This window comes from Pseudomonas sp. P5_B3 (assembly GCF_056400405.1).
The window spans coordinates 132,353-145,565 of sequence record NZ_JBFULI010000001.1 but is presented as its reverse complement, the minus strand read 5'-3'; the positions used below and the strand labels follow the sequence as shown (position 1 = coordinate 145,565).

At 61.0% G+C, this 13,213-nt stretch carries 16 protein-coding genes; 7 read left to right on the top strand and 9 right to left on the bottom strand.

What is annotated here, in order from left to right; translation table 11 throughout:
- Nucleotides 1–20 precede the first annotated feature (20 nt).
- The 3 genes from AC1DRN_RS00715 (at nt 21) to sutA (ending at nt 2,423) form a co-directional block, all read left to right on the top strand.
- Entirely contained in the window at nt 21–1,358 is a 1,338-nt protein-coding gene (locus AC1DRN_RS00715; protein ID WP_223460345.1) for an ammonium transporter, read from the top strand.
- A 214-nt stretch (nt 1,359–1,572) separates the two neighbouring features.
- Complete coding sequence (locus tag AC1DRN_RS00710; protein WP_223460343.1) at nt 1,573–1,998, top strand: secondary thiamine-phosphate synthase enzyme YjbQ; 426 nt, start codon at nt 1,573–1,575, stop codon at nt 1,996–1,998.
- Nucleotides 1,999–2,099: 101 nt separating this feature from the next.
- Entirely contained in the window at nt 2,100–2,423 is a 324-nt protein-coding gene (gene sutA / locus AC1DRN_RS00705; protein ID WP_223460341.1) for a transcriptional regulator SutA, read from the top strand.
- A gap of 184 nt (nt 2,424–2,607) precedes the next feature.
- Here the strand turns inward: sutA and AC1DRN_RS00700 are convergent, their stop codons facing one another.
- The 6 genes from AC1DRN_RS00700 to lptM are packed head-to-tail and all read right to left on the bottom strand — an operon-like array spanning nt 2,608 to nt 7,221.
- On the bottom strand, nt 2,608–3,315 hold the full coding sequence (locus AC1DRN_RS00700) for an HAD family hydrolase (RefSeq protein WP_223460339.1): 708 nt from the start codon (nt 3,313–3,315) through the stop codon (nt 2,608–2,610).
- The gene (gene xerC, locus AC1DRN_RS00695; RefSeq protein WP_008015515.1) at nt 3,312–4,211 is read right to left on the bottom strand and encodes a tyrosine recombinase XerC; all 900 of its coding nucleotides are present in this window, start codon (nt 4,209–4,211) and stop codon (nt 3,312–3,314) included. Before xerC ends, AC1DRN_RS00700 begins: the two co-directional genes overlap by 4 nt.
- A 2-nt stretch (nt 4,212–4,213) precedes the next feature.
- Nucleotides 4,214–4,939, bottom strand: a complete 726-nt coding sequence (locus AC1DRN_RS00690) for a DUF484 family protein (RefSeq protein WP_223460337.1) — start codon at nt 4,937–4,939, stop codon at nt 4,214–4,216.
- Between the two features lie 13 nt (nt 4,940–4,952).
- Complete coding sequence (gene dapF, locus AC1DRN_RS00685; RefSeq protein WP_223460335.1) at nt 4,953–5,783, bottom strand: diaminopimelate epimerase; 831 nt, start codon at nt 5,781–5,783, stop codon at nt 4,953–4,955.
- A 4-nt stretch (nt 5,784–5,787) separates the two neighbouring features.
- On the bottom strand, nt 5,788–7,035 hold the full coding sequence (lysA, locus tag AC1DRN_RS00680) for a diaminopimelate decarboxylase (RefSeq protein ID WP_457265669.1): 1,248 nt from the start codon (nt 7,033–7,035) through the stop codon (nt 5,788–5,790).
- A gap of 9 nt (nt 7,036–7,044) precedes the next feature.
- A complete protein-coding gene (gene lptM, locus AC1DRN_RS00675) occupies nt 7,045–7,221 on the bottom strand; it encodes an LPS translocon maturation chaperone LptM (RefSeq protein WP_218431702.1) in 177 nt (58 codons plus the stop codon).
- 199 nt (nt 7,222–7,420) lie between these two features.
- On the opposite strand from lptM, the gene cyaY reads away from it, so the two are divergent.
- The 3 genes from cyaY to rnk all read left to right on the top strand — a co-directional run bounded on the left by cyaY (nt 7,421) and on the right by rnk (nt 8,518).
- Nucleotides 7,421–7,753, top strand: a complete 333-nt coding sequence (cyaY, locus tag AC1DRN_RS00670) for an iron donor protein CyaY (protein ID WP_008050853.1) — start codon at nt 7,421–7,423, stop codon at nt 7,751–7,753.
- 4 nt (nt 7,754–7,757) lie between these two features.
- Nucleotides 7,758–7,982, top strand: a complete 225-nt coding sequence (locus AC1DRN_RS00665; RefSeq protein WP_223460331.1) for a DUF1289 domain-containing protein — start codon at nt 7,758–7,760, stop codon at nt 7,980–7,982.
- Nucleotides 7,983–8,107: 125 nt separating this feature from the next.
- Complete coding sequence (rnk, locus tag AC1DRN_RS00660) at nt 8,108–8,518, top strand: nucleoside diphosphate kinase regulator (protein WP_477786598.1); 411 nt, start codon at nt 8,108–8,110, stop codon at nt 8,516–8,518.
- Nucleotides 8,519–8,525: 7 nt separating this feature from the next.
- Here rnk and AC1DRN_RS00655 read toward each other — a convergent pair whose 3' ends face one another.
- From AC1DRN_RS00655 to AC1DRN_RS00645, 3 genes are all read right to left on the bottom strand, one after another.
- Nucleotides 8,526–11,369, bottom strand: a complete 2,844-nt coding sequence (locus AC1DRN_RS00655; protein ID WP_223460329.1) for a class I adenylate cyclase — start codon at nt 11,367–11,369, stop codon at nt 8,526–8,528.
- A 194-nt stretch (nt 11,370–11,563) separates the two neighbouring features.
- Complete coding sequence (locus tag AC1DRN_RS00650) at nt 11,564–11,809, bottom strand: TIGR02647 family protein (RefSeq protein WP_007980796.1); 246 nt, start codon at nt 11,807–11,809, stop codon at nt 11,564–11,566.
- Nucleotides 11,810–12,042: 233 nt separating this feature from the next.
- Nucleotides 12,043–12,327 carry a hypothetical protein gene (locus AC1DRN_RS00645; RefSeq protein ID WP_223456453.1) on the bottom strand — a complete coding sequence of 95 codons (285 nt, stop codon included), beginning with the start codon at nt 12,325–12,327 and terminating at the stop codon, nt 12,043–12,045.
- Nucleotides 12,328–12,451: 124 nt separating this feature from the next.
- Here AC1DRN_RS00645 and AC1DRN_RS00640 point away from each other — a divergent pair, with 124 nt between their 5' ends.
- The gene (locus AC1DRN_RS00640; RefSeq protein WP_223456455.1) at nt 12,452–13,111 is read left to right on the top strand and encodes a glutathione S-transferase family protein; all 660 of its coding nucleotides are present in this window, start codon (nt 12,452–12,454) and stop codon (nt 13,109–13,111) included.
- Nucleotides 13,112–13,213: the final 102 nt, after the last annotated feature.

Genomic DNA, 13,213 nt, shown 5'->3' with positions numbered 1-13,213 from the left:
ACGCCCCAGGAGAAAACAATATGACTCTGCGTAAATTCGCAGGGCTAGGAGCCCTGTTGTCCCTCGTAATGCCCAGCCTGGCCATGGCGGCAGACGAAGTGGCGGCCCCAGTCCTCAACTCCGGCGACACCGCCTGGATGATGACCTCGACAGCCTTGGTGCTGTTCATGACCATTCCCGGCCTCGCGCTGTTCTACGGCGGTATGGTTCGGTCGAAAAACATTCTTTCCGTGATGATGCAGTGCTTCGCCATTACCGGTCTGATCAGCGTCCTGTGGGTCATTTATGGCTACAGCATCGCGTTCGACACCACGGGCATGGAGCAGGGCGTCGTCAACTTCAACTCGTTCGTCGGCGGCATGGGCAAGGCATTCCTCGCCGGCATCACGCCAGCCAGCCTGACCGGGCCTGCGGCGCTGTTCCCGGAGGCGGTGTTCGTCACCTTCCAGATGACCTTCGCGATCATCACCCCGGCGTTGATCGTCGGCGCCTTCGCCGAGCGGATGAAGTTCTCCGCGATGCTGGTCTTCATGGGCGTGTGGTTCACCCTGGTTTACGCGCCGATTGCGCACATGGTCTGGTCCGGTAACGGTGGCCTGTTGTGGGACTGGGGCGTTCTGGACTTCGCCGGCGGCACCGTGGTGCACATCAACGCCGGTGTGGCCGGTCTGGTTGCCTGCCTGGTGCTGGGCAAGCGCAAAGGTTTCCCGTCCACGCCGATGGCGCCGCACAACCTCGGTTACACCCTGATGGGCGCGGCCATGCTGTGGGTCGGCTGGTTCGGTTTCAACGCCGGTTCCGCCGCTGCGGCCAACGGCACCGCCGGTATGGCGATGCTGGTGACGCAAATCGCAACCGCCGCTGCGGCACTGGGCTGGATGTTTGCCGAGTGGGTCACCCACGGCAAACCTAGCGCATTGGGTATCGCATCTGGCGTGGTTGCCGGTCTGGTGGCAATCACCCCGGCTGCCGGCACCGTTGGCCCGATGGGCGCGCTGGTCATCGGTCTGGCGGCTGGCGTGGTGTGCTTCTTCTGCGCGACCACCCTGAAGCGCAAGCTCGGCTATGACGACTCCCTGGACGCCTTCGGTGTGCACGGTATCGGCGGTATCCTCGGCGCAATCCTGACTGGTGTGTTCGCTGCGCCGTCCCTGGGCGGCTTCGGCACTGTCACCGACATCGCCGCACAAGTGTGGATTCAGTGCAAAGGCGTGGGCTTTACGGTGATCTACACCGCGATCGCCACATTCATCATCCTCAAGGTGCTGGATGCGGTCATGGGCCTGCGCATCAACGAAGAAGAAGAAGCGGTCGGCATCGATCTGGCGCTTCACAACGAGCGCGGCTACAACTTGTAAGCACGCCCGTAAAAAACTTGCCCGGCTTGCCGGGCATTTTTTTGTCTGGAATTTGTCATTGAAAGCTGAGCTGAAAGGTTTTTTCCTATAGGTTTTGCGATGTTTGCGCCGGGTGTTTTTGTGCGGTCGAAGGCTTACAGGAATGAAGGAATATTAGGGCCTTTGTTTTTTCCCAGAGCGCGCTAGAATGCGCCCCGAACGTGCGGAGAACTGTATGTGGCAACAGACTCTGATTACCTTGCGGGCGAGGCCCCGGGGCTTTCATCTGGTAACGGACGAGTTACTCGCCGGCTTGCCTGAACTCAAGGCGTGTCGGGTCGGTCTGTTGCATTTGTGGCTGCAGCATACCTCGGCGTCGTTGACCATCAACGAGAACGCCGATCCGGCGGTACGTCGCGACTTCGAACGATTTTTCAATCGTCTGATCCCACAAGGAACAGGCGGCTATGAGCATAACGACGAAGGCCTGGACGACCTCCCGGCGCATTTCAAGGCCAGCGTGCTTGGCTGTCAGCTCAGTTTGCCGATTTCGGCGGGCCGGTTGGCGTTGGGAACCTGGCAAGGCGTTTACCTGGGCGAGCACCGTGATCATGGCGGTGCCCGTAAAGTCCTCGCCACCGTGCACGGTGAAGGGGCATAACCGCTGGTCAGCAGCGGCTGTTGATTTTTTTCCGGCAGCCTTCGACAGAGGGCAAAGCTGGGCTATAACTAATCTGCTTTTCGCAAGTCATGAGGTAGAACATGAGCGACGATGATCTGGAAAACGACGACCTCGAAGTAGGCGACGAAGACGAAACCGAAGAAGGTCTGGAAGCTGCGGCGGAAGACGTCGCTGAAGACGACGGCGGTGATGCGCCGGTTCCGACCGCCAAAGGCAAGGCCAAGGCAGCGGTATCGATCGATGAGTTGCCGAGTGTCGAAGCCAAGAACAAGGAACGCGATGCTCTCGCGCGGGCCATGGAGGAGTTTTTGGCCAAGGGTGGCAAGGTGCAGGAAGTGGAGGCCAATGTGGTCGCCGATCCGCCCAAGAAACCTGACAACAAGTACGGCAGCCGGCCTATCTGAGGCTGCTACCTGCTTGCTGAAAAAGCCCGCCGTCGCTGCGGGCTTTTTCGTGCCTGAAACAAATTTCAGAATGTGTGGTAATCCCTGTGGGAGCGAGCTTGCTCGCGATGGGGGCATTACATTCACGATTTATGTCAGCTGATCCACCGCTATCGCGAGCAAGCTCGCTCCCACAGGTTTTGTGTCAGGCCAAAGTCTTGTTCCAACTCGCCAGCAACGCCGGCAAATCGGTCAGGCTGCGAATCTCCGCATCGGGCAAGCGCTCGGCTTCCCAGACCTTGCCCGCCGGGTTGAACCAGATCGCCCGCATTCCCGCCTGCTGCGCACCGGCAATGTCATCGCCTGGATGATCGCCAATGTGCACCGCCGATTCAGCGGTCGCACCACCGCGCCGCAAGGCCTCCTGGAACAGTCGCGCATCGGGTTTGGCGATGCCGATGTCTTCGGCGCACAGCGCAAATTTGAAGTAATCCGCCAGGCCCAGTCGACGCACATCGGCGTTGCCATTGGTGACCACGCCAAGGGCGTAATGGTTGGCGAGGATTTCCAGGGTCGGTTCGACCTCCGGAAACACATCGATCTGATGGCGGGCGTGCAGAAACACTTCAAAACTCTTGTCCGCCAGATCCGACGCCTCGTCATGCCCGTAACCGGACTCTTCCAGCGCATGGAACAGCACCCGCCGACGCAACGCGCTGATGCGGTGCTTGAGGCTTGGCTCGTTGCTCAATACACGCTCGCGAATAGCCCACAGATGCTCTACCGGCACAGCCCCAAGGTTGGGCGCGTGCTCGGTCAGCCACTCACGCAAAACGGCTTCGGCACTGACGATCACGGGGGCGGTGTCCCACAGGGTGTCGTCGAGGTCGAAGGTGATCAACTGAATACTCATGAATCGTCGCCTTTCATGCGTTTGGCCCGTGGGTGGGCGCTGTCGTAGACCGCTGCCAGATGCTGGAAGTCCAGGTGGGTGTAGATCTGCGTGGTCTTGATGTCCGAGTGTCCGAGCAGTTCCTGCACCGCGCGCAGGTCCTGGGAGGACTCCAGTAAATGGCTGGCGAAGGAGTGCCGCAGCATGTGCGGATGCAGGTTTTGCCCCAATTCGCGTTCGCCGGCAGCCTTGACCCGCACCTGGATCGCCCGCGGACCGAGACGGCGACCTTGTTGGCTGACAAACACCGCATCGTCTGCCGGGTTGGCCATGGCCCGCAGTGGCAACCACTGCTCCAGGGCTTCGCGGGCCTTTTTTCCTACCGGCAGCAGACGGGTCTTGCTGCCTTTGCCGAGTACCTGGACCATACCGTCAGCCAGGTCGAGCTGGTCGAGATTGAGCCCCGTCAACTCCGACAACCGCAGCCCGGAGGAATAGAACAGCTCCAGAATCGCCTGGTCCCGACGTGCCAGAAAGTCATCCTCGACCCCGCCCTCAAGCAGTTGCAGTGCGCGGTCGGTGTCGAGGGTTTTCGGCAGGCGGCGTTCGCCTTTGGGCGGCGCGAGGCCATTGGCCGGATCGTGGTCGCACAGGCCTTCGCGGTTCAGGTAATGATAGAGCCCGCGAACGGCCGACAGCAATCGCGCCAGGCTGCGGGACGATTGGCCCTGGGCATGCAAGCGGGCAATCAGGCTGCGCAGGCGCTGGATGTCCAGCGCCGCCCAGCTGCCGATGTTCTGTTTGACGCACCAGCCCAGCACTTTATCGAGGTCGCGGCGGTAGGCCGATAGCGTGTGCGGCGACACCTGCCGCTCACTGCGCAGGTGTTCGCAGTAAGCGTCCAGTTGTCGTTCCATGTTCAGCGTACCGAGCGCAGGGAGTTGTTGACCCGTGGCAACACGCGACCCATGACTTCAGCGATGTAGCTCAGGAACAGGGTGCCCACCGAGCTTTTGTAGTGCTGCGGATCACGGCTGGCGATGGCCAGGATGCCGTGGATGCCTTGGTGGCTGATGACAACGACGGCGGTGGAGCCAATCTGCTTGCGCTGTTCTTCACCGAACAGGAAGTCCAGTTCGTGCTCGCGCAGGCTGCCGCTGACGCTTTTGTCTTCCGAGAGCAAGCCGCCGATGGCCACTTGTGCTTCGTCGTGAGTGGCCCAGCGGCCGACCGGCATGGCGTTGTCGCCGAGCAGGATGAGGCTGACGAAGGGCACCTGGAACTCCTGGCGCAGGCTGTCTTCGACGCACATCACCACGTCTTCCAGGCTGGCGGCATCCATCAACGCCAGGATCAGGCGACGGGTCTTTTCGAACAGCCGGTCGTTGTCCCGGGCCACGTCCATCAAATGCGACAGGCGATGACGCAGTTCAATGTTGCGGTCGCGCAGGATGGTCATCTGACGTTCGACCAGCGACACGGTATCGCCGCGTCGATGGGGAATACGCAGGGACGGGAGCAGTTCTTCGTGCTCGACGAAGAAGTCCGGATGAGCCTCCAGGTACGCGGCAACAGCCGCCGCCTCCAGGCTTTCGGACGGTGATTCGTCAGCTTGTCGTGCGGGTACCTGAGGCTTGTCGGTCATGGATTTCGCTCACTCAAAGACGCACTTGTCCTTCATATACGCGCACTGCCGGGCCGGTCATCATCACCGGTTGGCCAGGGCCTGCCCATTCGATGGAGAGACGCCCGCCTGGCAGGTCGATCAATAGCGGCGAATCCATCCACCCCTGGCTGATCGCGGCCACTGCGGCGGCACAGGCGCCGGTTCCGCAAGCCTGGGTTTCCCCGGCTCCACGCTCCCAGACGCGCAACTGCGCGCGGCTCCGGTCGATGACCTGGAGAAAACCGACATTGACCCGTGCCGGGAAGCGCGGGTGATGTTCGATTTTCGGCCCCAGTTCATGCACCGGCGCATTGTTGATATCGCTGACCCGCAGCACGGCATGGGGGTTGCCCATGGACACGGCAGCCAGATCGACCGGGATGCCGTCGACGTCGACCTGATAACTCTTGGCCTGCTCCGGCGCCTGGAACGGAATATCCGCAGGCACCAGACGCGGGGCGCCCATATTGACGCTGATCTGGCCGTCGTTTCGCACGTCCAGTTCGATGACGCCGCTTTTGGTCTCGACGCGGATCTGCCGTTTTGCGGTCAGGCGCTTGTCCAGTACGAAGCGGGCGAAACAGCGCGCACCGTTGCCACACTGTTCCACTTCGGAACCGTCGGAGTTGAAGATCCGATAGCGGAAGTCCACGTCCGGGTTGCTCGGCGCTTCAACGATCAGCAACTGGTCGAAACCGATGCCGGTGTGCCGGTCACCCCATTGCTTGGCGTGCTTGGGCAGAATGTGTGCGTGCTGGCTGACCAGGTCGAGGACCATGAAGTCATTGCCCAGGCCGTGCATCTTGGTAAAACGCAGCAGCATGGTTTTACTCCGGCAGCAGGCTTTCGCCAGCAAACAACTCGGCTACCGTCTCGCGGCGACGCACTTCAAATGCCTGATCACCGTCCACCAACACTTCAGCGGTACGGCCGCGGGTGTTGTAGTTGGAACTCATGACAAACCCGTAGGCACCGGCCGAATGCACGGCCAGCAGGTCGCCTTCTTCCAGTGCAAGTTGACGATCCTTGGCCAGGAAGTCGCCAGTCTCGCAGATCGGGCCGACGATGTCGTAGGCGCGGGCAGCGGAGGTGCGCGGGCGCACGGCAGTGACGTCCATCCAGGCCTGGTACAGCGCCGGGCGGATCAGGTCGTTCATGGCGGCGTCGACGATGGCGAAGTCTTTGTGCTCGGTGTGCTTGAGGTATTCGACCTGGGTCAGCAATACACCGGCGTTGGCCACGATGAAGCGGCCCGGCTCGAACACCAGCGCCAGGTCACGACCGTCGAGACGCTCGCGCACGGCCTTGATGTAGTCGGCAGCCAGTGGCGGCTCTTCGTCCTTGTATCGCACGCCCAGGCCACCACCGAGATCGATGTGACGCAGGTAGATGCCGCAATCGCCGAGGCGGTCGACCAGGCCCAGCAGGCGGTCGAGAGCGTCGATGAATGGAGGCAGGGTGGTCAGTTGCGAGCCGATGTGGCAATCGACGCCAACCACTTCCAGGTTCGGCAGTTGCGCGGCACGCACATACACGTCTTCGGCGTCGGCGATGGCGATGCCGAACTTGTTCTCTTTGAGACCGGTGGAAATGTACGGGTGGGTGCCGGCATCGACGTCCGGGTTAACGCGTAGCGAAATCGGCGCGCGAACACCCAGTTCTGCGGCGACCACCTGCAGGCGCTCCAGCTCGTCGGTGGATTCGACGTTGAAGCAGTGCACGCCGACTTCCAGTGCGCGACGCATGTCGTCACGGGTCTTGCCGACGCCGGAGAACACAATCTTGTCGGCGCTGCCGCCAGCGGCCAGTACGCGTTCCAGCTCGCCACGGGAGACGATGTCGAAACCGGCGCCCAGGCGCGCCAGGACATTCAGCACACCCAGGTTGGAGTTGGCCTTGACCGCGTAGCACACCAGGTGCGGCGTGCCGGCCAGTGCATCGGCGTAAGCCAGGTATTGGGCTTCGATGTGCGCGCGGGAGTAAACGTAGGTCGGTGTACCAAAGCGCTCGGCGATGGCAGACAGGGCAACACCTTCCGCGAACAGTTCACCGTCACGGTAGTTAAAAGCGTCCATGAGGTTCCCTTATTGGTAGACGTCGTGCTTGTGTGCTTTCGATGCAGGCTGCTGTTGCGACGATATGGCCTGCTCGGCAGGGTCCTGATTTTCGTCAGGCAGATACAGCGGGCCTTTTTGACCACAGGCCGACACAAGGCAGGCAACCGCGACGATTGCAGCAAGGGAAGAGATCAGGCGCTTCATGGCGAAATCCTTGAAAAAGCATTAATTGCGCCGGAGTATACCGGCCACCCGGCAGCTTGCCTATGCAACGGACCGCCCGTCCGGCGGGGCTTGGCCGCAAGCACATCGCTCCCACAGGTCGTTATCCTTTGCAATCGACGGGGCTCGGTCGTATCTTGCGGCGCTTGAGCCTGATCAGACACTTTTTGAGGTTGCCGTAATGAGTTTGTCCGAAGCGCGTTTCCATGACCTGGTCGATGCCACCCAGCAAACCCTGGAGGACATCTTTGACGAGAGCGACCTGGATATCGACCTCGAAAGCTCGGCCGGTGTGCTGACCGTCAAGTTCGAGAACGGCAGCCAGTTGATCTTCAGTCGCCAGGAGCCGCTGCGTCAGCTGTGGCTGGCGGCGGTGTCCGGTGGTTTCCACTTCGACTACGACGAAGAAAGCGAGCGCTGGATGTGCGACAAGAGCGAAGAGCAGTTGGGTGAGATGCTCGAGCGTATCGTCCAGCAGCAGGCTGGTGTCGAGCTCGATTTCGAAGGCCTGTGAGATCGTGACCCAGCCTGCACCTGTCCGTGCTCCCAAGCCGCTCTACAGCAACGTCAGCCCGGCGGTACCGTCGCCCTGCAGCGGTGTGTGCCGGCTGGACGAGCGGAAAGTCTGCCTGGGCTGTTTCCGTCACGTCGAAGACATCCGCGAATGGCGTTCGGCCGATGACGAGCGTAGACGCGTGATTTGTGCGCAGGCCTCGCAGCGCAAACAGGGCTCCGGGCCATGACTTGTATATTTTTTGAGCTGTGATAGTGTCCGGATATGCCTCAACCCATCGAGGCTTGTGAAAACCCCGCCTTTTCTGGCGGGGTTTTGCTTTTTTCGTGCAGAAGAAAGGAGTCTGCCCTGATCATGACCGCACCTTCCATCACACTTACCCGTCTGGACGTTCAGCGTCTGGAGCGTCTGATCGACAGCCTGGATGACACGCTGCCGGGCGTTATCGCGTTGCAAACCGAACTGGATCGCGCCGATACACTGGTCGGCCACGATGAAGTGCCGGCGGATGTCGTGACCATGAATTCCCGTGTGCATTGCCGTGAAGAAGGCAGTGGCAAGGACTACCACCTGACCCTGGTGTACCCCAAGGATGCGAACGCCGACGAAGGCAAGGTCTCGATCCTGGCGCCGGTGGGCAGCGCGCTGCTTGGCCTGAAGGTTGGCCAGCACATCGRTTGGCCGGCTCCGGGCGGCAAGACCCTGAAGCTGACGCTGCTGGAAGTCGAATCGCAGCCGGCCAATGGCGGCGCGTTCCCCGAGTGACACCCCCTCAGACCTGATCGAGCGCCTCGTTCAATGCGTGTTCCAGGTCAGCCTTGTAGCGCAGGTACAGATGAGTGGAACTCTGCCCTTCGCCGACCAGGCCTGACAGGTCGAGGTCAGTGATGTAGCCGCGGTAGCGTTCGGTCTCCCGGCGCTGCCCGACGATTTCCCGGGCGACCACGCGGAACAACCGGTCGCCATGTTCCAGCTCGGAAAACTCCCGTTGATTGCAATACAACGTCACCTGCACCTGACCCGGTGCGGCTTTGCCGACGATCGCCTGCACGTCGTAGAACGGCTTGTTCACCGGCGTCTGCGGTGTCGGCCGGGCTTCGATGCGGCGCGCCCGGCCAGGGCCTGACGGCAGCAGCTGGCAATACAGGGTGTCGAGGTTCAAGGGGTGGGCCGCCTCCATTGGCAACAGGGCATCGCGGCGATACTGGATCGATTGCAGGAAACGCTGCAGTGGCACCAGCAGGCTTTGCTCATCATGCCAGGGCAGGCGTTGCTGCCACAGGGCATTGAACTCATCGAGCACGTACAGATCGGCCTGATCTTCGTTGACTCGATAGAACACTTGTATGCAGTCCGGCTGGCCCGTCGGCAGGAACAGCGCTAGGTCGTGGTCTTCCAGTGCCTTCGGATCCAGGTGCAACGGGCTGTAGCTGGCCATTTCCTCGCCCAGGTAATCGATCAGCGTCGGTAGAGTAGCCAGCGCGACGTGCTGGACCTGGCCCGACACCAACTCCAGCACGTGGTAGTGCTGCTGGACCTGGATCAGGTAGCGATGATTGAGCCGGCTCAACAGCAGGTTCTGCGCGGTATCGAGGATTTCTTCCACTCGTTGGGCGATGAACTGCGCGCGGTTATGGCAGAAGCAACGTACCCGCAGCTTCGGCTGATGTGGCCCGGCCGGCAGGTTGTTGAGGTAATCGCGGATGCAGTCGAGCAGGGCGTGGGGGCCGTCGTAGCGACCGACCAGCACTTCGTTCCAGCTGTTGAGCGTGACCTGGTCCAGGGTCAGCACCAGGTTTTCCCGGACACCGGCGTAGCTCAGGGAGTCGGTGCGCTCGGTAGTCATCAGGATGTTCAGGTCGCGATGGTGCTTGAGCGGATCGATGCCGACATTCACCAGAATCAGCACTTCACTCGGCACGCTGGCGCGCAGCAGCGGTTCTTCGGCGACGGTGGGCAAGGGCAGGGCGATGGTCTGTTGCAGGCTGCCGAGCAGGTTGAACAGTTCGAATTCGCTCAAGTCGCTGGTGCCGGGGTGCAGGGCCAGGCGGGTACTGCTGTCGATCACGCCATTGCGGTGGCACCAGGTCAGCAGCTCGAGCAAGTGATGACTGCGTTTGATCGGCGCGAAATGCTCCCACTCCAGTGCCGTCAGGCTGCCGTTGTACAAGCCCCACTGGCTTTGCCCCGGCTCTTTCCTGTTCGGTGCGTGCACCAGCGTCAGGGTGTCTTCAGCCAGGTCCGGGGCGATACCGGGGTTGATGAACTCGACTTTGCCGGCCTTGCGCTCGAACGCGGCGTACAGGCGACGGCCGAGGACACTCAGGTCGCGCTTGTTGATGCGGCTGACCGTTTGTTCGTGACGGGCAAACTGGGTGAGGAAGCGGTAGCTGTAGTTCAGCTCGTTGACGAGTGCCCGCCGCTCGGAGCTGACCTGGCGGACTTTCCATTGGCTGCGGCTGTCGAGCAGGGTCAGTTGGCGCTGGTCCCAGTGCCATTCGCGGGCCAGGCGCTCGAGCAACGAGCGCTGCCAGCTCTGGGTGCGGCTGTTGCCAGTGAGTTTACGATTGACCTTCAGGTACAGCGCGCGACGCACCAGTTCCAGCCGTTCCGGTTCGTTGCGGGCGTTCAGGTATTCCTCGATACGCCGGTACACCACGACATACGGATCCAGTTCGTCGAGGTCGAGCTGGTTGGCGAACACCGCTTGCTTGAAGCGCAGGCTCAGGCAATGGACCCTGGGGTGTTCACTGGCGTAAACCTCTGTCAGCAGCAGCTTGAGTACCGACTTGTAGGGTGACTCGATGCCCTTGAACAACTGCCAGAGCCCGGCGCCGATAAATTCACCGGGCGGGATGAAGGCCAGGTTGCCGAGGTCGAGGGTTTCATCGGCGCGGATAAAGCGTTTGGAGATCAAGGTATGGGTGTAGCGGTCGTAGCTCGACTCTTCGTAGACCGGCACCAACCACCAGATCGGTGTGCGCCCGGCGAGCCAGATCGCGGTGCGGTAAAACTCGTCCAGCAACAGGTAGTGCTGGGTGGTGCCGCAATCTTCCGAACTCAGCTGGGTATCGCGCTCGCCACGGACGAAACGGATCGGGTCGATCAGGAAGAAGTGCGCTTCGGCGCCCTGGCTGGCAGCCCAGGTTTCCAGCAACTGGCACTTTTTGCGCAGCTCGGCGAGTTCGTTCTCGGTCAGGTCCGGCCCATGGCAGACCCACACATCCATGTCGCTCTGGTCGGCCTGCGCCAGGGTGCCGAGGCTGCCCATCAGGAACAGTCCGTGAATCGGCCTTGGCGGGTTGCTGCCGTGGCGCGGTTTGTAGGAAAACGAGCGGGTCAGGCGCTGGGCTTCAGCGAGGACATTGGCATCCGGTTCGAAATTCGACAGCCCGGCCGGCGTACTGCCGGAAACGTAGCCGGGCAACAGCGGATGATTAACGTGGAAAAACAGCGGCAGCAAGGTCAAGACCCCTTGCTGGCGGGTCGACAACCCTTCCATGGCGCGAGCCATGCGCCCTTCGTTGAGTTTCAGAAAACGTGCGCGCAGCTGGCCGAGAACCTTGCGGTCAATTCCCTCGTCCAGATCGGGGCGGATTTCATGGGTGCGCGTCATGTCAGCTCAAACCGGCTCGCAGGGCTCGGACGTGGGGCTCTTCGGATGAGGGGCAGTTTAGCGCCTTGAGGCGAGGACCTTTAAGCTGATTTTGTTTTTCTGGCGTCAGATTTCTATCGATTGGAGACAGAAATCAGGGGAGTGTGCCCGCGGAAATCCCTGGGTCGGGGTCTCCGTGGGCGATGCGGCAGAATTCAGGCTGTTACTTCGGCGTTAAGAATGGTCAGCACGGATTGCACATTTTGCGCGGCGTCACGACCCAGGCTGGTCAGGTAACCGCCATCAGGCTGGTCGGTCAGTTCTTTTTCAAAGAGGCGTTTGGCGGCGGCAATGTGTTTCGGGGCAGCGGTCTGATGAATTTTCAGACCTTCCTGGGAACTGTCCAGGTTGAAGAGTGCGAGGACTTCCAGTTCGGCAACCAACTCAGGGGTAAGCGACATAAGGACTCCAGACTTTCTAGGAATTGGACGACAGCGCCCCTAAGGTGAACCCGCTTGTCCGGCATGTCCAGTGCTCGCGACAGGGTTTTTTCTCTGTAGGAGCAGCCGGTCGACGCTCGATTGCTCGCGAAGGTCGTCAACGATGACGCGTAAACCAGATGCCCCGTGGCGCTCTCGGGTTTTTCGCGAGCAATCGAGCGTCGACCGGCTGCTCCTACAGGGAGGGCGTGGGTTTATTGCTTTTCCGGCGGCAACTCGGGCAATGCGCGCAGGGCAGCTTCATACCATTGGGTGTTGAACGCGCGGTCTTCTTCGAGGATCGCGTCGATTTCTACCGCCAGAACATGAGCCATCAGGTTGAGGATTTCTTCGCGCTCATAGCCCACCAGCGTCAGCTTGTTGAACGTCGCTTTGGCAGCTGGCGGGTTGTCGCTTTCGATCTGGTTTTCGATGGCCTGGATCAGGGTACTTTCGGCGAACTCTTCTTCGTCGTTGTCGATATCGGTTGGCTCGCTCATGGCAGGCTCCTCAGGGAAAGGTGGCCAGTTTACCCGCATTCAGTCGCGTGATGCTGCTGGCAAGAATCCCGGCAGCGCTCTATAAACAGACACCGCCCACCCCGCACGGCCTGGAGGCTTTGTGATGTTTAAACTTTATGGATTCTGTGTCAGCAACTACTACAACATGGTCAAACTGGCGTTGCTGGAAAAAGGTCTGCCGTTCGAGGAGGTCATGTTCGTCCCGACCCAGACCCCGGAGTCATTGGCGATCAGCCCGCGGGGCAAGGTCCCGGTGCTGGGCGTCGAGCAGGGCTACATCAACGAAACCAGTGTGATTCTCGAGTACATCGAACAAGCTCAAAAGGGCAAGCCGCTGCTACCGAATGAGCCGTTCGAGCGCGCGCAGGTGCTGGCGTTGGCCAAGGAAATCGAGCTGTACATCGAACTGCCGGCGCGAGCCTGCTTCCCGGAGGCATTTTTTGGCATGACGGTGCCGGAGGCGATCAAGGAAAAAACCAAAGCCGAACTGTTGCTGGGGATGGCATCGCTGGGCCGGCACGGCAAATTCAGCCCTTATGTGGCTGGCGATAGTTTGAGCGTGGCGGATCTGTATTTTCTGTTCAGTGTGCCACTGGCGTGTGGCGTAGCGCAAAAACTGTTCGGCATTGATTTGTTGGCTGAAATGCCGAAGGCCAAGGCGTTGCTGGAACGGTTGGGGGGTAACCCGAACGTGCAGCGTGTGGCGGCGGACCGGGAGGCCGCGCTGCCGGCGTTCATGGCGATGATTGCTGCCAAGAAGTAGTTCTGTGGGGTCTTGAGGTCAGTCATCGTCGGAACGCCGCCCGGAGCAAGCCTGCTCCCACAGGGTTGGATGTGCGAACACTATCCAGTGTGGGAGCGAGCC